This is a genomic window from Zavarzinia sp. CC-PAN008, assembly GCF_051903925.1.
Taxonomy (GTDB): Bacteria; Pseudomonadota; Alphaproteobacteria; order Zavarziniales; family Zavarziniaceae.
In genome coordinates, this window is record NZ_CP173678.1 from 4,118,420 (window position 1) to 4,139,846 (window position 21,427).

General features: G+C 68.5%; 17 protein-coding genes. 6 read left to right on the forward strand and 11 right to left on the reverse strand.

The genetic code is table 11. The features are described 5' to 3' along the window. Positions 1–71: 71 nt before the first annotated feature. Entirely contained in the window at positions 72–1,559 is a 1,488-nt protein-coding gene (locus ACI6GS_RS19295; protein ID WP_439815093.1) for an MDR family MFS transporter, read from the forward strand. On the opposite strand, the gene ACI6GS_RS19300 is transcribed toward ACI6GS_RS19295, so the two are convergent. From ACI6GS_RS19300 to ACI6GS_RS19310, 3 genes are all read right to left on the reverse strand, one after another. Beyond that, complete coding sequence (locus tag ACI6GS_RS19300; RefSeq protein WP_439815094.1) at positions 1,556–2,323, reverse strand: SDR family NAD(P)-dependent oxidoreductase; 768 nt, start codon at positions 2,321–2,323, stop codon at positions 1,556–1,558. The two genes, ACI6GS_RS19295 and ACI6GS_RS19300, sit on opposite strands and share 4 nt — an antisense overlap. A gap of 212 nt (positions 2,324–2,535) precedes the next feature. Next, positions 2,536–3,696 (reverse strand): acyl-CoA dehydrogenase family protein, encoded by a 1,161-nt coding sequence (locus ACI6GS_RS19305; protein ID WP_439815095.1) that lies wholly within the window; start codon positions 3,694–3,696, stop codon positions 2,536–2,538. Positions 3,697–3,701: 5 nt separating this feature from the next. Next, positions 3,702–4,934: an NAD(P)/FAD-dependent oxidoreductase gene (locus ACI6GS_RS19310; protein ID WP_439815096.1), complete on the reverse strand. Its 1,233-nt coding sequence runs from the start codon at positions 4,932–4,934 to the stop codon at positions 3,702–3,704. Positions 4,935–5,139: 205 nt separating this feature from the next. Between ACI6GS_RS19310 and ACI6GS_RS19315 the strand changes: the two genes are divergently transcribed. After that, a complete protein-coding gene (locus tag ACI6GS_RS19315; protein WP_439815097.1) occupies positions 5,140–5,925 on the forward strand; it encodes a class II aldolase/adducin family protein in 786 nt (261 codons plus the stop codon). A 152-nt stretch (positions 5,926–6,077) separates the two neighbouring features. Here the strand turns inward: ACI6GS_RS19315 and ACI6GS_RS19320 are convergent, their stop codons facing one another. The 5 genes from ACI6GS_RS19320 to ACI6GS_RS19340 all read right to left on the reverse strand — a co-directional run bounded on the left by ACI6GS_RS19320 (position 6,078) and on the right by ACI6GS_RS19340 (position 11,695). Next, on the reverse strand, positions 6,078–7,202 hold the full coding sequence (locus ACI6GS_RS19320) for an LLM class flavin-dependent oxidoreductase (RefSeq protein WP_439815098.1): 1,125 nt from the start codon (positions 7,200–7,202) through the stop codon (positions 6,078–6,080). 35 nt (positions 7,203–7,237) lie between these two features. Next, the gene (locus ACI6GS_RS19325) at positions 7,238–8,029 is read right to left on the reverse strand and encodes an SDR family NAD(P)-dependent oxidoreductase (RefSeq protein WP_439815099.1); all 792 of its coding nucleotides are present in this window, start codon (positions 8,027–8,029) and stop codon (positions 7,238–7,240) included. Next, positions 8,029–9,186: an aromatic ring-hydroxylating oxygenase subunit alpha gene (locus tag ACI6GS_RS19330; RefSeq protein ID WP_439815100.1), complete on the reverse strand. Its 1,158-nt coding sequence runs from the start codon at positions 9,184–9,186 to the stop codon at positions 8,029–8,031. Before ACI6GS_RS19330 ends, ACI6GS_RS19325 begins: the two co-directional genes overlap by 1 nt. A 354-nt stretch (positions 9,187–9,540) precedes the next feature. Continuing rightward, positions 9,541–10,317: an MlaA family lipoprotein gene (locus ACI6GS_RS19335; protein ID WP_439815101.1), complete on the reverse strand. Its 777-nt coding sequence runs from the start codon at positions 10,315–10,317 to the stop codon at positions 9,541–9,543. Positions 10,318–10,510: 193 nt separating this feature from the next. After that, entirely contained in the window at positions 10,511–11,695 is a 1,185-nt protein-coding gene (locus tag ACI6GS_RS19340; protein ID WP_439815102.1) for an alpha-D-ribose 1-methylphosphonate 5-triphosphate diphosphatase, read from the reverse strand. Positions 11,696–12,077: 382 nt separating this feature from the next. Between ACI6GS_RS19340 and ACI6GS_RS19345 the strand changes: the two genes are divergently transcribed. Beyond that, complete coding sequence (locus ACI6GS_RS19345; RefSeq protein ID WP_439815103.1) at positions 12,078–13,454, forward strand: class II 3-deoxy-7-phosphoheptulonate synthase; 1,377 nt, start codon at positions 12,078–12,080, stop codon at positions 13,452–13,454. Between the two features lie 222 nt (positions 13,455–13,676). On the opposite strand, the gene ACI6GS_RS19350 is transcribed toward ACI6GS_RS19345, so the two are convergent. Continuing rightward, positions 13,677–14,054 carry a hypothetical protein gene (locus ACI6GS_RS19350; RefSeq protein ID WP_439815104.1) on the reverse strand — a complete coding sequence of 126 codons (378 nt, stop codon included), beginning with the start codon at positions 14,052–14,054 and terminating at the stop codon, positions 13,677–13,679. Further along, positions 14,051–14,524, reverse strand: a complete 474-nt coding sequence (locus tag ACI6GS_RS19355; protein ID WP_439815105.1) for an EF-hand domain-containing protein — start codon at positions 14,522–14,524, stop codon at positions 14,051–14,053. Before ACI6GS_RS19355 ends, ACI6GS_RS19350 begins: the two co-directional genes overlap by 4 nt. Positions 14,525–14,666: 142 nt before the next feature. Between ACI6GS_RS19355 and ACI6GS_RS19360 the strand changes: the two genes are divergently transcribed. Continuing rightward, on the forward strand, positions 14,667–16,214 hold the full coding sequence (locus ACI6GS_RS19360; protein WP_439815106.1) for a hypothetical protein: 1,548 nt from the start codon (positions 14,667–14,669) through the stop codon (positions 16,212–16,214). An 11-nt stretch (positions 16,215–16,225) separates the two neighbouring features. Here the strand turns inward: ACI6GS_RS19360 and ACI6GS_RS19365 are convergent, their stop codons facing one another. Next, the gene (locus ACI6GS_RS19365) at positions 16,226–18,442 is read right to left on the reverse strand and encodes an EAL domain-containing protein (RefSeq protein ID WP_439815107.1); all 2,217 of its coding nucleotides are present in this window, start codon (positions 18,440–18,442) and stop codon (positions 16,226–16,228) included. A 178-nt stretch (positions 18,443–18,620) separates the two neighbouring features. On the opposite strand from ACI6GS_RS19365, the gene ACI6GS_RS19370 reads away from it, so the two are divergent. Next, positions 18,621–20,543: a CHASE4 domain-containing protein gene (locus ACI6GS_RS19370; protein WP_439815108.1), complete on the forward strand. Its 1,923-nt coding sequence runs from the start codon at positions 18,621–18,623 to the stop codon at positions 20,541–20,543. A 33-nt stretch (positions 20,544–20,576) separates the two neighbouring features. Further along, complete coding sequence (locus ACI6GS_RS19375; RefSeq protein WP_439815109.1) at positions 20,577–21,425, forward strand: iron-containing redox enzyme family protein; 849 nt, start codon at positions 20,577–20,579, stop codon at positions 21,423–21,425. The last annotated feature ends 2 nt before the right edge of the window (positions 21,426–21,427 follow it).

A 21,427-nucleotide genomic window follows, 5' to 3' on the forward strand; every position in this document is an offset into this window, starting at 1 on the left:
GCGCAAGCGTAAACGCCCCCCCACCCAACCCTCCCCCGCAAGGGGGGAGGGCTTTCTCGTTCGCCTAGTCGATGTCAGCGACCACAGCCCCCCCTACCGCGGCAGGGCAGCTCACCCACGCCGATATCCGCACGATCGTTGTCGGGATCATGCTGGCGATGTTCCTGTCGGCGCTGGACGGGACCATCGTTGCCGCTGCCCTGCCGACCATCGGGGCGGAGCTTGGCAATGTCACGCAGCTGCCCTGGGTCGTGACCGCCTACCTGCTCTCCGCCACCGCCGTGACGCCGCTGATGGGCAAGTTCAGCGACATTCATGGCCGCCGCATCACGCTGATGATCGGCATTTCGGTCTTCGTCGTGGGTTCCGTCGCCTGTGCGCTGGCGCCCGACATGCTCAGCCTGATCCTGGCCCGGGGCCTCCAGGGTCTGGGGGGTGGCGGCCTGATCGCACTCGCCCAGACCATCCTGGCCGACATGATAGCGCCCCGCGAACGGGCCAAGTACCAGGTCTATTTCGCCAGCGTCTTCATCCTGGCCAGCCTTCTGGGGCCGGTCCTGGGCGGCCTGTTTGCCGAGCATCTGCACTGGTCGCTGATCTTCTGGATCAACCTGCCGCTGGGCATCGGCGCCTTCCTGATGAGCCAGTCGGCGCTGCGCCGACTGCCCCGCCACGACCGGCCGCACCGGCTGGACTGGCTGGGCGTGGCCCTGATGGCCGGCGGCACGGTAGCCCTGCTGCTCGCCTTGAGCTGGGGCGGCGTCCACTATCCCTGGGGCTCACCGCCGGTGCTTGGCATGTTCGCGGCCGCCCTGGGACTCAGCCTGGCCTTTGCGCTGCGCATGCTGAAGGCGGAAGAACCGCTGATCCCGCTGACCGTGCTGGGCAACCAGGTCGTGCGCATGGGAACACTCGCCGCCTGCTTCGGCATGGGCACCTTCGTCGGCCTGTCGATCTTCGTGCCGGTCTATTTCCAGGCGGTGCAGGGCCTGAGCCCAGGCGAATCCGGCCTGGCGGTGATCCCCTTGATGGTGGGCACCGTCGTGGGGGCCACCGCCTCCGGTCGGGCGCTTGCCCTGTTCGACCATTACAAGCGCCTGCCGACCGCGGGCCTGGCCTGCTCGGCCCTGTGCATGCTTGCGCTGGCCCTTGGCGCTGAGGCCATGCCGTTCTGGGTGTTGGTGGTGGTGCTCGCGTTGTCCAGCCTGGGCTTCGGCATGCTGCTGCCGGTGGCGACCGTCTCGGTCCAGAACGCTGTCGCACCGCACGAAATGGGCATCGCCACCGGCACCATCAACTTCTTCCGCCAGCTGGGCGGGGCCGTCCTGGTCGCGGTGTTCGGCGCCATCGTGCTCGGCATGGCCGGGGCCGCCGGGATCAGCGCCCATGGCGAGGGCGATCTGGTCGCCCTGCTGGCCCGCCAGCCCGATCCCGCGGGCATCTTCGCCTGGGTCTATGGTGCAGCGGCCCTTGGCTTCGCCCTCTCGCTCGCCTTCTTCGCCGGCATGGAGGAACGTCCCCTGCGCGCTGCCCCCCGGCCGGACGCGGACCCCGCCTAGAGGGCGTAGCCGCCGTCGACCATCAGGGTCTGGCCGGTAATCATCCGCGCGCGGGACGACGCCAGGAAGACCGCGGCATCGGCAATGTCCTCGGAATTGCCGAAGTCACGCAGCGCCGCGTTCTGCTTCGACAGTTCCAGGAAACGTTCGTCGAAGGCGCCATCGTCGACCAAGGCCTGGTACATGCCGTCGGTCAGCAGGCCGACGCCCACGCAATTGGCACGCACGCCAAAGCGCCCCTCCTCCGCCGCGATGCCGCGCACCACCGCCTCGATCACCGCCTTGGGCGCCACCGACAGCACGTCCTTCACGGCATAGCGGCGGATGGCCGGCGTCGCCATGGCGACGATGGCCCCGCGCGCCTTCCTCAGGTGCGGGAGGGCGGCGTGATAGACGTTATAGGCGCCGAAGCTGTCCGCCTCGATCGTCTCGCGGAACAGCCTGGGCTCGATCCGGCTGATATGGCGCATGTGGATGAAGGGGCCATGCGCTGTCACCAGCGTGTGAATCCCGCCATGGCGCGCCGCCACGCCGGCAATCGCCGCGGCCACCGCTGCCTCGTCCCGCAGGTCGAGCTGGATTGCGTCGGCCTTTTGCCCGGCCGCCTCCACCGCGGCAACGGTCTTCTGCGCCGCGTCCGCGTTGCGGTTGAAGGTCACGACGACGTCGACCCCCTCCCCCGCCAGCTTGCGCGCAACCGCAGCACCGATGCCTCCGCTGCCCCCGGTGACGAACGCCACCCCTTCCGCCGGAAACCCTGCCATGACCGTCCCCCGATGAATGCGCGGAGACTATCTAATTCGGATTAGGGTTTCAATGCGGGCGGGGAGGTTGCGCCACCATCCGTCGAGACGCGTCCCTTCGGGCTGCTCCTCAGGATGACGCAGGGTGGGCGCTGCAAAAAACCAACAACGTCATGCTGAGGAGGGCCGTAGGCCCGTCTCGAAGCATCAGGCGCAGCCCCGCCGCACCGGCCTCAGAATGACTTGGGCATGCCGAGGACGTGGGTGCCGACGTGGCTGAGTATCAGGTTGGTGGAGATCGGCGCCACCTGGTAGAGGCGGGTTTCGCGGAACTTGCGCTCGATGTCGTATTCCTCGGCAAAGCCGAAGCCGCCATGCGTCTGTACGCACATGTCTGCGGCATACCACGACGCTTCCGACGCCAGCATCTTGGCCATGTTGGCTTCCGTGCCCGCAGGCTTGCCCGCCTCGAACAGGGCCGCGGCCTGGTCCACGATGGCGGCTGCGGCCGTCACCTGGACATAGGCGCGCGCGATGGGGAACTGGATCGCCTGGTTCTGGCCGATGGGCCGGCCGAATACCTCGCGCTCCGTCGCGTACTTCGCCGCCCGGTCGATGAAGAAGCGCCCGTCGCCGATGCACTCGGCCGCGATCAGGATGCGCTCCGCGTTCATCCCGTCCAGGATGTACTTGAAGCCCTTGCCCTCCTGCCCGACCAGGTTGGCGACCGGCACTTCCATGTTGTCGAAGAACAGTTCGGTCGTGGCGTGGTTCAGCATGGTGCGGATCGGCCGGATGGTCAGGCCCTTGCCCAGGGCTTCCCGCATGTCGACGATCAGCACGCTCATGCCGTCTGAGGTCTTGGCCGCCTGCTCGCGGGGCGTCGTGCGGCACAGCAGGACCATCAGGTCGGAATGCTCGGCCCGGCTGATCCAGATCTTCTGGCCGTTGACGATGTACTTGTCCCCCTCGCGCCGCGCGAACGTGCGCAGGCGCGTCGTGTCGGTGCCGCTGGTGGGCTCCGTCACGCCAAAGGCCTGCAGGCGCAATTCCCCACTGGCGATCTTGGGCAGGTAGGCCGCCTTCTGCTCCGGGCTGCCGTGCCGCAGGATCGTGCCCATGGTGTACATCTGGGCATGGCAGGCGCCGCCATTGCAGCCGGAGCGATGGATCTCCTCCAGGATCGCCGTGGCCGCCCCCAGGCCCAGGCCGGAACCGCCGAATTCCTCAGGGATCAGGACAGAGAGGAAACCCTCGCGCGTCAGCGTCTGCACGAATTCGGTCGGATAGGCGCGCTCGCGATCGAGGGCGCGCCAGTATTCGCCCGGGAACTGGGCGCACAGCTTGCGCACCGAATCGCGGATCTCAGGGTAGGTCTGTTCGGTCTGGATCATCGGGGTCACGCCGCCAGGAAGGACTTCATCGGGATGGACAGGTCGACCAGCTTGTCCGGATCGACCTCTTTCCCTTGTGCGATCAGCATCTTCCCCGCCATGAACTCGGGCGGGGAATTGACCGCCTCGACCGCCTGGATCTTGCGGCCATGGAGGTGGAACAGCGCGAACTTCGCATCCTCGATCGAGCCGCGCACCACGATCCGGTCGGACGTGAACGGCAGGCCCACGATCTGAAGCTTCAGGTCGTACTGGTCGGACCAGAACCACGGCACCTCGACCGGCGGCAGCGGCCGGCCAATGATGGTCGCGGCGGCCTGCTTTGCCTGCTCGACCGCGTTGGGCACGCTTTCCAGGCGATGCTCGCGGTCATAGTGCAGCAGGTGGCGGCGCGTCACGTCGCCCACAGCAAAGATCGCGGGATCCCCGGTCCGGGCATAGGCATCGACCACGACACCGTCGCGCAGGTCCAGGCCCGCCTCGCGCGCCAGCTCGTCGTTCGGCACCGCCCCGACGCCGACCAGGGCCACGTCGCAGGCCAGCGTCCGCCCGTCGGCCAGGCGGATGCCGATGCCCCCGCCGGGCAGGCGGTCGAACCCCTCCACCCCGGCGTTCAGCTCGAACACCACGCCGCGGCCGCGGTGATAGTCCTGGAAGAAATTGGACAGTTCGGCACAGGCGACGCGGGCCAGGACGCGCGCCTCCCGCTCCACGACCACGACCTCGGCACCCAGGGCGCGGGCCGAGGCGGCGACTTCCAGGCCGACATAGCCGCCCCCCACCACGGCGATCTTCCGCCCGGTTCCGCTCAGCGCCTGCTTCAGCGCCTCCGCGTCCGCCGCATTGCGCAACTCCAGCACGCCGGGAAGGTCCGCGCCCGGCAGCGGCAGGCGGCGCGCCCGTGCCCCCGTCGCCAGGATCAGCGCGTCATAGGGCAGGATCGAACCATCGGTCAGTTCGACGTGCTTCGCCTCGCGATCGATCCTGGCGACGCGCGCGCCCAGGCGCAGCTGCACGTTCTGGGCCGGGTACCATTCCTGCGGCTTCAGCAGCAGGCTGGTGCCGTCTGCCTCCCCCTTCAGCCAGGCCTTGGACAGCGGCGGGCGGTGATAGGGGGCCAGCGGCTCGTCGCTGACCAGGGTGATCGCCCCCTCGAACCCGTACTGGCGCAGGAAGATCGCGGCGTTGCCGCCACCATGCCCGCCGCCGACGATGACGATGTTGTGGATGTCGGTCATGCCCTGTCCCGCGCCCCGCTATGCCCGCAGCCCTGTCTGGCCCCGGCGATCCCGTCCCGGGTTCCCGCGTAGCGGCCCGGTCCGCTCCTGTCAAATGACGCGTCGCCTTGGCGAAACGCCATCACTTTGAACATCCCTGCTTCTTTCTCGGCGACCCGCACCCTAGCCTGAACCCCTGCCCGCCTGCTGCCGGAGGATGCCCCCGATGAACATCCGCGTGATGCCACCCGAACCTGCGGAGGCCGTCGCCTCGGAACTGTCCGACGATGCCGTGTGGCAGCTTCGCGTCGACCTGGCCGCGGCCTTTCGTCTGGCAGTGAAGTTCGACTGGCACGAGTCGGTGGGCAATCATTTCAGCGCCGCCGTGTCGGCCGATGGGAAGAAATTCCTGCTGAATCGCAAGTGGCAGCACTTCGCGACCATCCGGGCCAGCGACCTGATGCTGCTCGACGCCGACGACCACACGACGATGACCCGACCGGACGCACCCGACCCGTCGGCCTGGACGATCCACGGCACGATCCACCGGCGCCAGCCGCGCGCCCGGGTCATCCTGCACTGCCACCCGCCCTACGCGACGGCGCTGGCCGGGCTCAAGGACCCGGAGATGAAGCCGATCGACCAGAACACGGCACGCTTCTACCGCTCGCTGGGGATCGACCGCGACTTCGGCGGGATCGCCAACGACGCGGACGAAGGCGAGCGGCTGGCCGGCGTCCTGGGCAATTATTCCGAGCTGATGATGGGCAATCACGGCGTCACCACCATCGCCCCCACCGTGGCGGAGGCGTTCGAGGCGCTCTATTTCCTGGAACGGGCGGCCAAGACGCTGATGCTGGCCTATGCCAGCGGCCAGCCGCTCAACATCATGCCCGCCGACATCGCGGAAAAGACAGCCGCCGGCTGGGAGCCCTACAAGGAGCAGGCGCATCCTCATTTCGACTACCTGAAGTCGACCCTCGACAAGGACGACCCGTCCTACCGGGACTGAGGCGAACGTAGCGCCTGATGCTTCGAGACGCGGCCCTATGGCCGCTCCTCAGCATGACGCCGTTGGTTAATTGCGAAAAGTCCAACCGGCGTCATCCTGAGGAGGCCTGAAAGGCCGTCTCGAAGGATGTTGTCGCAACCTTTGGGCCGCCCCTACTCCGCCGCACTCGCCGCGGCGACGCGCGGGGTGTAGCGCACACCGATGTCGCCGCCCACGTCATGCGCCTTCAGCGCCGGCAGGACACGCTTCACGAACAGGTCGTAGTTCGCCTTCGCCTCGGCCGGGGGCATGCCGCCATAGCTCAGCATGACCAGCAGCGCGCCCGCGTCGATCCTGCCGACCGTGCCCAGCAGCTTCTCCACCACCTGGTCGGGCGTGCCCCAGACCTGGAGATCGGCCAGGAAGGCGTTGAACTTGTCCAGGCCGTGCTTGGCGATGTTCTTGGCCAGGCCCGCGTAATACTCATAGCCCTCGATATCGGCGAAGCGCGTATCGGCAAATGCATAGTGCTCGACCGTCGAGCGGGCATAGCGCTGGATATAGACGTCGCGCATGCGCTGCGCCTCGGCCGGATCCTCGTTCACCGCGACGAAGACGTTCAGGACGGGCTTGGTCGGTTCCTGCTTGTTGATGGCCAGGAAGCGGGTGCGGTAGTCGGCCAGTTCCTGGATCACCGTCTCCCACGGCTTCTGCGCGATCACCATCAGCCCGATGCCAAGGCGCGCCATCAGGTCGATCGACTGGGGCGAGATGGCGCTGGCAAAGGTCCGCCCCTTGTAGCTGGCAAACGGTGCCGGGCGCAGTTCCAGGCGCGGCTGCTTGTAGAGCTCGCCCTCGTACTCCATCACGCCGGACTCGAGCGCCGTGACAATCGCCTCGGTGTATTCGGTAAAGCGGCGGCGCGACTCGTTCATCGGCTGGCGAAAGGCATCGAACTCGACCCGCCCCAGGCCACGGCCGATGCCCAGGATCGCGCGGCCCTCCGACAGGTGGTCCAGCAGGCAGAAGCTCTCCGCCACCCGTACCGGATCGTGCCAGGGCAGCACGGTGACCATCGTGCCCAGCTTCATGTTCTTGGTGCGTGCCGCGACCCAGGACAGGAACTGGGTCACGATCGGCGTCATCATGTAGTCGGTGAAGTGATGTTCCGGCGTCCAGATGGACTCGAAGCCGCAATCTTCCGCCCGCGCCGCCAAAGCCAGTTCGTGCTGGTAGACTTCGCGATCCGTCAGCTTGCGGTCCAGGTTCTGGAAGCTGAGGCCCAGGCCAACATGCATGGTCGGTACTCCTGAATTCCGTGTGGGTGGGCGCCTCAGCGCATCTGGAAGCCGCCAGAGACGGTGAGCAGCTGGCCGGTCAGCTGCCGGGCGGCCGTGTCGGAGGCGAGGAAGAGGACGGACGCTGCAATGTCGTCCGGCTGGGACAGGCGGCGCAGTGGTGTGCGGTCGACCACGTACTTGGTCTGCGCGTCGTTCATCACGGCGTCCTTGTCCCGCCACAGCGACTGCGCGCCCAGGCTGGCGTCGTCCTGCGGCAGGACCAGGCCCGGCGCCACCAGGTTGGCGCGGATTCCGAAGCGGCCATACTCCTGCGCGATCGTGCGGATGAAGGCGATCACGCCTGCCTTGGCCGCCGCATAGACGCCCTGGCGCGGCTCACCAAAGGCGGCGGTCGACGTGGTGGCGACGATGGCGCCGCGCCGACGCTCGATCATGCCCGGCAGCACGGCGCGCACGCAGGCCATGGTCGCCGACAGGTTCACGTGGAGCAGGTGGTCCCAGTCCTCTGGCGGGCAGTCCAGGAAGAATCCTGGCCGGTTCCAGCCGACATTGGCGACCAGCACGTCCACTTGGCCCAGCGTGTCGGTCGCCACGGCAACGGCCTGGGCCGCGGCGGCATGGTCGCTCAGGTCGGCCTCGATCGCCGTGCAGGCCGTGGCACCCGCCGCCACCGCATCGGCGGCCGTGCGTTCCGCCTGGGGCAGGTCCTTGTCCACCAGGGCGATGGCCGACCCCTCGCGCGCGAAGGACAGGGTGATGCCACGGCCGATATGGCTGGCTCCGCCCGTGATGAGGACGGCGGCGTCCTTGTGTCCCAGGTCCATCAGGTGGCCGCCTTGTCCAGGGCGGCCTGGACCGCCTCATGGAAGTGGATCAGGCCCGGCTCCAGCTTGCCGAAGACAAGTTCGGGCAGCGCGCCAGAGGACAGGTTTGCCTGGATCTGCTCCATCAGGGGGAAATCCTCCCGCCCCGTGACGCCGACCAGCGCGTCCATGTTGCGCGACCAGTATTTCTGGGCCTTCTCCGTCTCCGCCTTCTCGGCGGTGAAGATGCTGGTCATGACGCGCGTGCGATTGACCGCCAGCGGTGTCACGCGCCACAGCTGGATGTGGTTGCGTTGATAGGTGATCAGGCCGGACGGCACCAGGATGTATTGCGTGGTCGCATGCGGCAGCAGCGCGCGCTCCGCCTCCGGCTTCTCGAACTCGCCCAGGACGCTGCGCAACAGGCCGATATTGCGCGGGTGCGGACCAAAGCCATCGAAGATCGATGTATTGTACAAGTATTCGGGCCAGATCGAGTCCCGGTGCAGCGTGCGGATGTGATAGCTCTCCAGGAACGTGTCCAGGATCATCTTCCAGTTCACGGCCCATTCGTTGGTCCGCGTCTCGAACAGGTGATAGTTCTCCAGGCCATAGTCGGCGAGTTCCAGCTGCGCGCCGGCCAGCGCCTCGTCCGCGGTGAAGGCGGGTCCTTCCGCCCGGCCAAAGATGAAGCCATAGCCCTCCGCCACCTCGATCGGCAGCAGGCCCAGGCCTTCGCGCGGTTCATCGTCGAACGCGGGCTCGGCCCCGGGCCGCACCTTCAGCGCGCCGTCCAGGCCATAGGTCCAGGCGTGATAGGGGCAGGTCAGGCTGTTCGCCACCTTTCCGCATCCGCTGGCGATCGACGCCCCGCGATGGCGGCAGGCATTGACGAAGCCGCGGATCGACCCGTCGCGCTGGCGGATCACCACGACGGGAACGCCGCCCATGTCCGCCGTGATGTAGCTGCCCGGCTGGCGCATTTCGTCCGTCAGGGCCAGGGCCACCATGCCCTGGCGGAACAGGACGCGCTTCTCCCGCTCGAAGCGCTCGGGGTCGGTATAGGTCGAGGCGGGATGGCGCACGCAGGCCGCCGCCTGGGGCCAGGGATCGCTGTCGAGCGAGGGCTTCGCCGACTCCAGCCGTCGCAGCAGTTCGATCTGTCGTTCGTGGCGCATGGCGGGCCCCAGGCAATGAGCATCGCAGTCGGCGCCGGCCCTCCGGCGCCCTGCGAACACCATTAATCTAATCTGTTTTAGATTACAAGCCCTGGCCCGGCGATGCCGTGATCGCGCCAGGGACGATCACGCCATGAACCGGTCGTTCGGCTCAGTCGAGCGATGCCGGCAGGGCCCGCTGCATGGCGCGCTTCATCCCGCTCATGCCTGACCTGAAAGGCGAAGATGGGGGACGGGCCAACACCACGATCCGGACGCAAGGCGCCTGGTGCCGTTGCCCGTGGGCAGCAGCAGGCCACCCCGGCATGACCCCGGGGCGAATGTGACCATCGACGGGAAGGCAGGGCCCCGCGACTACTCGATGACGACGCTGTCGGGGTCGATCGTGACTTCGCCCTGGGGCTCGTTGCCCACCAGGCCGTCCTTGCCTTCCTGGACCATGCGGTCGCGGTACTGGGAGGCCAGGCTGCGGCTGGCGGAATAGTAGTCCAGCGAATTCGCCTCCAGGTCGTTCGTCACGGGCAGGGCTCGTGCCCGCCCGTCGATCGTGCCGCTGCCCAGGCCCGCATAGGTGATCGACGACATCGTCCCCGAATCGATGAAGCCCAGCGGATTGGCGACGAAGCCCATGACCGTACCCACGGCATCGCGCGCATTGGACGGACCCAGGAGTGGCAATTGCACCGCCGGCCCCTGCTCGATCCCCCACACGCCAAAGGTCTGGCCGAAATCGGCCTGGTGATGCGGCAGATCCAGGTGGTCTCCGGCGACGTCGAACAGGCCGCCAACGCCCGCCGTCGAATTGACCACGAACCGCTGCGTGGTGTTCCAGGCCCGTTCGAAATTGCCCTGCAGAACGTCATTCACCAGGACTGTCGGCTCGGCCAGGTTGTTGACGAAGTTGCGCACGCCATCGCGCCCTTCCTCGGGCACATGCTCATCATAGGCGGTGGCGACGGGCTTCAGCACGTTGCGGTCCAGAAACTGGTTCGCATCGAAGATCGCGCGGTTGGTCGGCTCCAGCGGATCGTTGGCGAGCTCGTATTCCTCGCGCTCGATCGGATCTTCGGGCACGGCTGCACAGCCGGCGACGCTGAGGGCCGCCAGGATCAGGATGAGAGCGTGTCGCATGGTCTACGCAACGGGCCTTTCGGGCGGACGTTCCCCGACCTCGGGCCCCGGCTGCACGAGCCTGCCGGCCCCGGCGGTCGGGAGGGCCGAATCACCGATGATGATAGCGATCCGCAACAAGGCCAGGTCCGCGTTGCGTGTGGGGGTGCTCCGCGTCCCCGGCATCCGCCGGCACACGGCGTCACATCCGGGCTCAGGCGGCGACGACCGCCGCGGCCGGCTGCAACCGCTCGACCAGGCCGGGCGCCGCATAGGCCAGGCGCCCGCCGACAAAGGTCGCGACCACGCTGGGGATCGGTTCCGCCTCGACCAGGACCAGGTCCGCCCGAAGGCCGGCCGCGATGGCGCCGCGGTCGGCCAGGCCCGCCACCCGCGCGGCATTGGTCGAAACCAGATCCCAGGCGCGCTCCAGCGGCAGGACGCCGTCGCGCGCCAGGGTGAACGGGGCGGCAAGCAGTGCCGGGTAGTAGTAGTCGGACGCCAGGACCGTGCACAGGCCGGCCGCGACCATGGCGCCGGCAGACACCTTGCCCGCGTGGCTGCCGCCGCGGATCACGTTGGGCGCACCGCACACGACCTGCCCCCCCAGCGCCAGGGCCATGCGCGCCGTCTCGGCGGTTTCCGGAAACTCGCAGACCCGCGCCCCCAGCGCGTGCAGGCGGCGGCGCGTGTCGGGATCGGGGTCGTCGTGCGAGAAGACGGGCAGGCCGGCGCGCCGCGCCGCCAGGCCCAGGCGACGCAGGGCGGCCGGCACCTCTCCCGCGCGCGCCTTGGTCCGCTGCAGCAGGGCCTCCAGCGCCGCGACCGTCAGGCCCGCCCGTTCGGCATAGCGTCCGGCGGTGCCGCGGGCACAGGCTGCCTCCAGGTGCGCCAGATGATCGTTGAAGGCCAGGATGCCGATGCGCCCGCCGTCGAGCAGGGCACAAGCGGCCTCCGCCGCGTCGACATTGAACGCCTCGAAACGCAGGTGCACGCGGGTGTCTGCGCCAAGCTGCGGGGCCAGCGTCTCCAGCAGATCCAGCAGCGTGTGCACCATGGCGGTGCCGCGCAGGCCCGGCTCCCACGACCAGGTGATCCCATGAAACGCGGTGGTGATGCCATGCGCCAGGATTTGCCGGTCACTGTCGACCAGCGCCAGGTCCAGCGGAAACTGCACGCCGGGCCGCGGCATGATCTGCCGCTCGAAGGCATCGCCATGGACGTCGACAATGCCCGGCAGCAGGAACAGCCCGCGCCCGTCCAGCCGCTGCCCGGCGCCCAGGTCATGGCCCAGGCCGGCGATCCGCCCGCCCGACAGCGCCACGTCCAGGCGCTGGAAGCCATGGCCGGGCAAGAGCACGGCACAGCCCGCGATGACGCTGGCCCGCCCCCCGGTCATGCCCGGCGGCACCCGGCCCCTTGGCCGTCCCGTCGTCCTGTCCTGTGTCCAATCCCCACGCGCGACCCATCTCCCGCCTGGCCCCACAGGACCGCATGTGCAGTGCAGAAGTTCGTGATGCACCGCACCCAAACCTCAACAGCTAGGCAGAGCTTGGCGCCGCTGTCGATAGGGCAGGCGCGTGCACTGTCCGCTGGCGGCGCTTTCCCACCGAGACGCCGCCCACCATGGTGCGAAAGGTTGCCTTGGCCCGGTCGCTTCCGATCATGCATGCCAGCCCCGCGTGCTGGCGCCGTAGGTTGGCCCCAAAGCTGGAATGTCGGCGGCGTTGCGCGTATATCTCGCCTCTTGTCGTTCACGGCCCTGTCCAAAAGGCCCCTTCATGCCCAAGTCCTGGAGCCCATCGTCCTGGCGTTCGTTCCCCATCCGCCAGGTGCCCGACTATCCCGATCCGGCCGAACTTGCTTCGGTCGAGCAGCAGTTGCGCTCCTATCCCCCCCTGGTCTTCGCGGGTGAGGCACGCAACCTGAAGAAGGCCTTGGGCGAGGTGGCGGAAGGTCGGGCTTTCCTGCTCCAGGGCGGCGACTGCGCCGAAAGCTTCGCGGAGTTCCACCCCAACACGATCCGCGACACGTTCCGCGTGCTGCTGCAGGCGGCCGTGGTGCTGACCTTCGCCGCCTCGGTGCCGGTGGTGAAGGTGGGGCGCCTGGCCGGCCAGTTCGCCAAGCCGCGCTCCTCCGACACCGAGGAAATCGGCGGCGTGGTCCTGCCCAGCTATCGCGGTGACAATGTCAACGGCTCCGAGTTCACGGCCGAGGCCCGCATTCCCGACCCCAAGCGGCTGGTCCAGGGCTACAGCCAGGCGGCGGCGACGCTGAACCTGCTGCGTGCCTTCGCCCAGGGCGGCTATGCCGACCTGCACGAGGTGCATCGCTGGAACATGAGCTTCGTCTCGTCCAGCCCGGTGAACGAGCGCTATCGCGACCTCGCCCACCGGATCGAGGAGGCGCTGTCCTTCATGGAGGCCTGCGGCATCACGGGCGAAACCACGCCCAGCCTGCGCCAGACCGACTTCTACACCAGCCACGAAGCCCTGCACCTGGGCTTTGAGCAGGCGATGACGCGTGAGGATTCGACCAAGGGCGGCTGGTACGACACGTCCGCCCACATGCTCTGGATCGGCGACCGCACGCGGCAGCTGGACCACGCGCATGTCGAGTTCATGCGCGGCATCCGCAACCCGATCGGCCTGAAGTGCGGCCCCAGCACCGATCCCGCCGACCTGCTGCACCTGATCGACGCGCTGAACCCGCAGAACGAGGCGGGCCGCCTGACGCTGATCGCGCGCATGGGCCATGACCAGGTGGAGCGCAAGCTGCCCGCCCTGGTCCGCGCGGTGAAGCGGGAGGGGCGCTCGGTCGTGTGGTCCTGCGATCCGATGCACGGCAACACGATCAAGTCGACGACCGGCTACAAGACGCGGCCCTTTGACCGCATCCTGGCCGAGGTCCGCGGCTTCTTCGGCGTGCACCAGGGCGAAGGCACCTATGCCGGCGGCATCCACCTGGAACTGACGGGCAAGGACGTGACGGAGTGCACGGGCGGGGCGCAGGCGATCGACGACGAGCGCCTGGGCGACCGCTACCACACGCACTGCGATCCCCGCCTCAACGCCAGCCAGGCGCTGGAACTCGCCTTCCTGATCGCCGAGCAGATCAAGCAGGAGCGCGCCGACCTCCGCCTCGCCGCCAGCGCCTGACCGTCCCTGGCAGAGTGTCCCCCGATCCCCGCGAAAGCGCGGATCAGGGGACCTCAGGCAAAGACGAAGTCCGAGGCATCCAGGCTGCCGGGGCTCAGCACTGCGCCCAGGTTTGCCAGGTTCACAACAGCAATGGCAGTGCCTGCGTCAGCGACGCAATACAGGTGCCATGGGGGCGGCCAATCCCCGGCCCATCCTGGACCGGGGTGGGTTTCGGTTTCCTTAGTGCCGGGCGCGGAACGGGCGCATCAGGGCACGCACGGTCCAGGCCAGCAGCGCCAGGACCAGCGGCAGGCTCAGCGCCAGCCCGCCGATCGTGGCCGCCAGCAGGCTGTTGCGCACCAGGCGGGGGAGGTGCGCCTGCCGCTCAAGCGCCGTCCATTCGGCGGCGGAGCGGGGCGCGGCATAGCGCTGCTCCGGCAGCAGCAGGGGCCGCCCGGCCAGCGTCGCGGCGCTCAGCACGACATGGGTCGTGCCCGGCGGCACCTCCGCCGCCGGCGGCAAGCCGGCCGGCCGTGCCAGCGGCAGCAGGCTGCTGACCACAAGCGCCACCCAGGCCAGGCAAAGGACGACGGCCAGCGGCGTCGCCAGCCGCCTCATGGACCGGTCAGCGGACCGGCCAGGGCCCCCAGGTTGGGCACCCAGATGCTGCGACCGGCCAGGTCGGCCAGGGTGATCCCGCCGCGGCCGCGCAGGTCCATTCTGGCGAAGTTCCGGCGTGCCGCGGCGGCCAGCTCGGCCTCCGTCACGACGCCGTCGCCATTGCTGTCGATCTCGCGGAATGCCTTGTCCAGGTCGCGCGGGCCACCCGGGCTGCCCAGGCGCTGGCGCATCGCCTCCGCCTCGGCGCGGGTCACAACGCCGTCGCGATTGCTGTCGACGGTCTGGATCAGGCGCGCGGAAAAGGCCGCCGCCTCGTCCGCGGTCACGACGCCGTCGGCGTCCTGGTCGATGACGGCAAACAGCAGGCGGACAGGAATGGGCACCGATGCCGCCTGCTGGGCCTGGGCGATACCAGGCGCAAGGACAGCCAGCAAGAGCCAGGGCAGACGCAGGGAAATGCTACGCAAGACAACCTCGTGACGAAGGCCGGTGGCGTGCGCCACGCACGCCGCGGCCGGGACGACCCCCCGCAGGTCGCTGACCTTGGCGCAGGAGCCTTTGCCCGGCAAGCGCGTTCCGTCCGGGACAGTTTGCGCTATGGTCCGCCCGGTGAGTCAGCCGCCGCCCATCCCCCATGTCTATGCCGGTGCCAGCCCCGCCAGCAGCGCCCAGGTGCTGCGCGATGTGGCCGGGCGCGCCCTGGCCGACCCGCTGGCGCTGGTGGGCGTCGCGGGCGCCGCGCTGCGCGGCCTGGTCGCGCGCGACCGGGGCGGCACCGCGCTGGAGCGAGCCCTGGCCCCGCTCCAGGCCCATGCCGCCGACCTGGCGCACCGCGCGCCCACGCCGCAGGATCGCGCCCTGGCACAGACCGCGGTCGCCGCCGCCTTCCGCCTGGCCACGCCAGCGGCCGGCGGGCCGCTGCGCCCCGGATCCCTGCCCCGCCGCTGGGGCCGCCGGCTGGTGCAGAGCGGGGGCGCGGCGCTGGGGATCGGCGCCCTGCAACTGGCACGCGACATGCTCCCCGTGGCCGCCGACGCCGCGGCGGAGCGGGCCCGCGCCGCAGTCGGCGTCCAGGTGGCAACGACGCCTGGTGCCGTCGTCCTCGACCATCCCCGGTTCGAGCTGCTGCATTACCGCGCGGCAACGCCGCGGGTGCATGCCCGCCCCGTCCTGCTGGCGCCGCCGCCGCTGGGGCGCCATTGGCTGCTGGACCTGGAGCCTGGGCGCAGCCTGGTGCGCCACCTCGTCGCCAACGGCCTCCAGGTGTTCGTCATTTCCTGGGCCGATGCCCAGCCGGGCGATGGCTGGGACCTGGCGGCGACCGTCTCCGCGCTGGACGTGGCACTGGACGCCGCCTGCGCCATCACGCGCAGCGCCGATGGCCACGTCGCCGGCTTTGGCAGCGGCGTGACCCTGACCGCAGCACTGGCCGGACACCTGGCGGCGCGCCAGGACCGCCGCATCGCCGGCCTCAGCCTGCTGGGCGGCGCGATCCGGGCCGGTCGCGACGATCCCCGCCTGGGCTGCGGCGGCGCGGCCCCTGGCGACGCGGTGGTCGACTGGCGCGACCTGGCGCGCGCCCACGCCGCCGACGATGTCGAGCGCCTTGCCGCCGACTTCGAGCGCCGCTACGTCCTGGCCCAGCCCGACGACGGCGACAGCGCCAGCCTCTGGGCCGGCGCGCCGGCGCCCGCTCCCGGCGCCCTGCTGCGCGAGATGCTGGATCTCGTGCGCGACGATGCCCTGGCGAGGGCGACGCTGACCCTGCTGAACACGCCAATCGACCTGGGCCGCGTGACGGCCGAGATCTACATCCTGGCCGCCGCGGCCGATCCCCTGGCGCCGCCCGCTGCCGTGCTGGGTTCGGCCGACCTGTTCGGCGGCGCGGTCAGCCGTGCGCTGGTGCCCGCGGCCGCCACCGGCGGCCTGCTCTGCGGTCCCGCCGTCGCGGAGCGCGCATGCCTCGACAATCCGGGCGAACCACCGGGCGCCGCCGCCTGGCAGGATGGCGCGCGGACGCGGCCCTGGTCGTGGTGGGACCATTGGACCGACTGGCTGTGCGCCCGCGGGGCCGGCACGCGCCGCGCGCCCGTCGTCCCCGGCAGCCCCGACTTCGCCCCCCTGCGCCCCGCGCCCGGCCGCAACGCCAGCGCCTGAGGCGCGGCATCCTAGACGGGGGCGGGCGCGCTCAGCAGGCGGTGCACGTCGGCGTCCGGCATGGGCCGGCCCAGCAGATAGCCCTGCACCTCGTCGCAGCCCTGCTCCCGCAGGTAGGCCAGCTGCGCCTCCGTCTCCACCCCCTCGGCCACGACCCCGATATGCAGGCTGTTGCCCAGGCCAATCACCGCGCGGACGATCGCCGCCGCGTCCTCGCTCTTTTCCAGGTCCATCACGAACGAGCGGTCGATCTTCATCTTGTCGAACGGGAACGAGCGCAGGTAGCTGAGCGAGGAATGCCCCGTGCCGAAGTCGTCCATGGCGATGTGCACGCCCATCCGGCGCAGGTCGCTCAGCACCTCGACCACGCCGTCGGAGCCGGTCAGCAGCACGGATTCCGTGATCTCCAGGACCAGGCGGCTGGCCGGCAGGCCGGTGCGTTCCAGGATGCGGGCGACGACCGCACGCAGGTCGCGCAGGCGGAACTGCACGGCGGACAGGTTGACCGCCACCTTCACCGGCAGGGGCCAGGCCATGGCATCGCGGCAGGCCCGTTCCAGGACCCAGTCGCCCAGCGGCCCGATCAGGCCGGTATCCTCGGCAACCGGAATGAACTCGCCCGGCGGGATCATGCCGCGCACCGGGTCGATCCAGCGCACCAGCGCCTCGAAGCTGACGACCGATTGCGTGTGCAGGTCCAGGATCGGCTGGTAGTAGTTGACGAAGGACTGCAGCGCCAGGGCGCGCCGCAGGTCGTCCTCGATCTTGCGGATTTCCTGGGCGCGGGCATCCATGCTGGCGTCGAAGAAGCGGAACATGTCCCGCCCGTCCTGCTTCGCGCGGTACAGGGCCAGGTCGGCGCTCTTCAGCAGCTGGCTGGGATCGCTTTCCCCGCCTTCCGACAGGGCGATGCCGATGCTGGCGCCCGTCGTCAGGTGGTGTCCCTCGACCTCCAGTGGCTCGCCCAGCATCTGCAGGATGCGCTCCGCCAGCGTGGCCGCGGCAGCCGGCTGGTTGGCGTCCAGCTGGATCACCGCGAACTCGTCGCCGCCCAGGCGGGCGACCGTATCGCTCTCGCGCACGCAGGCGGCGATGCGCCGTGCCGCTTCCTGCAACAGGGCGTCGCCCACATGGTGGCCCAGCGAATCGTTGACCCGCTTGAAGCGGTCCAGGTCGATGCACAGGATCGCCACGCCGTCCTGGGTCCGCCGCGCGCGCGACAGGGCGGTCTCCAGGCGGTCCTGGAACAGGGCCCGGTTCGGCAGTTCGGTCAGGTAGTCGTGATGCGCCAGGTACTCGATGCGTGACTGCACCAGAAGCCGCTCGGTCACGTCCTCGAACGTCTGGACGCAGCCGCCATCGGCCATGCGCTGGTGGGCGACCGCAATCACCCGGCCACTGGCCAGGCGCTGCTGGTACAGGCCGGGTGCGCCGCCGGGCACCAGGGACAGGTGCTCAATGCCGGCGTCCAGGCCGTCATAGTTCAGGCCCGCGACCTCGCAATGGGCGGCGATCGCGGCGGCCGTGGCACCGGGCACCGCCAGGTCGTGCGGCAGGTCGAACAGGCGGCGATAGCGTTCGTTGCAGACGCTGAGCACGCCCTCGGCATCGAACATCGCGATGCCCTGCGCCATGTGGTCCAGCGCGGCATGGAACTGCATGTTCCGCACTGACAGGTCCTGCTCCCGGTCGGCCAGCTCCCCGTTCTTGCGCGCCAGGTCGGCGTGGGAGCGCCGCGCCGACCGCTCGGCCTTCCACTTCTCGGACAGGGCAAGGGCGAACTGCTGGATCTCGGCCGGCTGGAACGGCTTGACGACGTAATAGACCTTGTCCGCCGGCGGCACGCGTTCGGAGAACTCGGTCGGCGAAATGTCGGAAAAGCCGGTGACGAAGACGATGTTGATATCGGGGTCCAGGGCCCGGATGCGCTCGGCCGCCTCAACCCCGGTAATGCCCGGCGGCATGCGCACGTCCATGAAGGCTACCGAAAAGGGCTGCCCCTCATCCAGCGCGCGGGCGACGGCGGCGACCGCCTCCTCCCCCTGGGTGCAGAAGGTCAGTTCATAGCCCTGCTCGGCCTTGGCGCCAAACAGCGCCGCCTCCAGGTCGCGCAGCCGCCGGCTGACCTCGGGCTGGAGCACGAGGGCATAGCTTTTGAGGAGGTCGTCCTCGTCATCGACAATCAGGATTCGGGGGCAGTTCGCCATCAGCGTCGCAGGTTCCGCCACTCCGGTGCCAAGGGGTTTGCAGGGGACTAGTTCAGGACCGTGAATCCTTCGGAAAGGTTAAGTTCCAATAGCCCATGGTGCAATGGGTCAACTCGGAAAGCTTTCATCCAATTTTAACTGCCCAAGCGGGAAGCTCAGCAGGATTTCGCTGCGACCACCATTCCGGGAACTGGGGCTGATGATCGGCGCTCATTGGACCACTTCGCTAAACAATCGCATTCTACGGGTAGTTGCAATAGCGATTGCGATCCTGTTGGTGGGCAACGCGGCGCTGTTCGCGCTTATCGTCTGGCCGACATTTACCGATCTTGAGTTGACCGCTGCGCGGCGCAACACCGACCGCATCCTGGACGCCATAGCCAAGGAACAGGTGGAGTTCAGCCGCCCCGCCCGCGACATCAGTGCCTGGGACCCGACCTATGAATTCGTCGGCAACCAGACCGAGGACTATATCCGCCAGACCTTCACCTACGAGGTCCTGAACGACCTGAACTTCAACCTGCTGGGCATTTACGATACGGCGGGCAATGTCGTACGCACCACCGCCTTCGCGCTGGAGGACGGCAACCGCCTGGCCATTCCGCCCTTTGACGGTCCCCTGCCCGCCGACAGCCCGCTGCTGCGCAAGTCGACCACGGACGAGCTGCTGGGCATCATCATGAGCAGCCACGGGCCGATGCTGCTCGCCAGCTTCCCCGTGCTCCAGAGCACGCGCGAAGGGCCGGTGAAGGGAACCTTCTTCGCCGGACGTTTCCTGGGACCCGCGCTGATCCGCCAGCTGGAGGATCAGACCCATGTCCGCTTCAACATCTACCGCACCGACGACGGCAGCCTGCCCGCCCACCTGGGCGACATTGCCGGGCGTCTGAACGCGGGCGAGGAATACATCTCGCTCGAAGCCAGCATGAACGAGATGGTGACCTACCATCTCCTGCCGATGCTCTTCGATGCCAAGCCGCTGGTGCTCGAAGTCCGCCTGCCGCGCGAGATTGCCGCCATCGGGCGCAGCACCGTCGCCATCGCGGCCGCCTCGATGCTGGTCACCTGTCTGCTTGTGATGGCCGTCATCTGGCTGCTGCTGAAGCGCGAGATCGTCGGCCCGATCAAGAACCTGACCCGCCACGTGGAGGAGGTCGGGCGGACCGGCGACCTGACCCGGCGGCTGGACCTGCCCGCGCGCCCGCGCCTCAGTGACGAGATCACGACGCTTGCCCGTGGCTTCGACGACACCAACGCCCAGCTCTATGCCGCGCGCCAGCGGCTGCTGGAGCAGTCGTACCACGACGGCATGGCCGAGATCGCGGCCGGCGTCATCCACAATGTCCGCAACGCCCTGAGCCCCGTCGCCGTCAGCCTGTGGCGCCTCTCGGACGAGGCGGTGGCCAAGCCCTCGACCTTTGTCGGCACGGCCCTGACCGAGCTGCGCGAGAGCGGCACGAGCCCGGAACGGCGCGAGACGCTGGTCGATTTCGTTGAAGAATCCTTCAACGTGATTGTGGCAAAGAGTCGCGGGTGGGCCCAGGATCTGCGCCTGATCGCGGATCAGAATCGGCACATCGAGCGCGTCCTCGACGACCATGCGGCGCTCAGCACCGGCTCGCGCCGGTTGATGCCGGTCAGCGTTGCGGAGCAGGTCCGCGACCTTGCGGGTTTCGTCCCGCGCGACAGCGCACTCGACATCTCGGTCAAGGTCGCGAACGACCTGGCAAGTCTGCCGCCGGTTCTTGCGCACCCCGTCGTGATGAGCCAACTACTTGGAAACATTATGGTTAACGCCATTGACGCCATACGCGAGAGTGGCTCAGGTTCAGGAACAATTGAACTAAAAGGCGAACTAATCGTCGAACAGGACCGCACGATGGTCCATCTCATCGTCACCGATACAGGTATCGGCTTCGACCCCGACCTTGCCCCGCAACTGTTCGAACGGGGGTTCAGCACCAAGAAGGGGAAGTCGGGGGGATTGGGCCTGCATTGGTGTGCCAACAGCCTGATCGCACTCGCTGGTCGCATGTGGGTGGAGAGTCCGGGGCGTGGACAGGGATGCTCGGTTCATGTCGTTATTCCGGCTGTAAACCATAACGGGGCGTTAGCGGCTTGATCTTCAACCGCCTTCGCACCGTGCGAGGGCGAGATGACAGACCTGAGCTATATCCGCGGCAATTCGTTCGACTCCTCGAAGTACACCAGCGCCCCGATCCCAGTGTCGGCCAAGGTGGCGGCGCTCAAGGACGCGGTGTTCCAGCATGACGCCGTCCGCATCCTGAATGCGTTTGGCGAAAAATTGCGCCAGCAGCCCTTGTCCAAGGCCCAGCTCTGGACCCTGCTGGCGTCTGAGGCGATGTTCGTCCTCGAGGTGCCACCCTCGATCCTGGCGCTTGCCAGCCGCGTCACGGACGAGTGGCTGGAAATCGATCCCTTTGCCGCCACGGGCCGTGCCGCGCGCATCCTGTTCGCTGCCGTCGACGAGTACGGCCTGAACGAGATCGAGCACAAGCTGCTGCCCAGCCATCACGAGCTCTATGCCGACATGGCGGCCCATTTCGGCATGACCCGAAAGGACCTGGTCGACCCGCGCTATGTGGTGCCGACCGGCTTCGAATTCCGGGACGTCATCCGGAACTACTACCGCAAGCAGCCGATCATCGAATCGCTTGGCTTCCACGTCGCCAACGAGACGACAGCACCGCTCGACTTCGGCGTGTTCCTGGAAACCTTCCGCGCCTTCCGCGACGACTACGGCCTGAAGTCCGAGAACGACATGATCCTGGACTTCCTGCTGGTCCATGACGATGTCGAGACCTCGCACCGCGAACAGGGTGTCGAGATGCTGCAGCTCTATGTCGGTGACGACGACGCCCTGCTGGCCCAGGCGCACCAGGGCGTGCTGGCCTACATGGAATGTTATGGTCGGTTCTTCGCCGAACTGGACGCCGCGGTCTTCGGCTCGGCGCGCAAGACGCAGATCCGGATGAGTGCCTGATC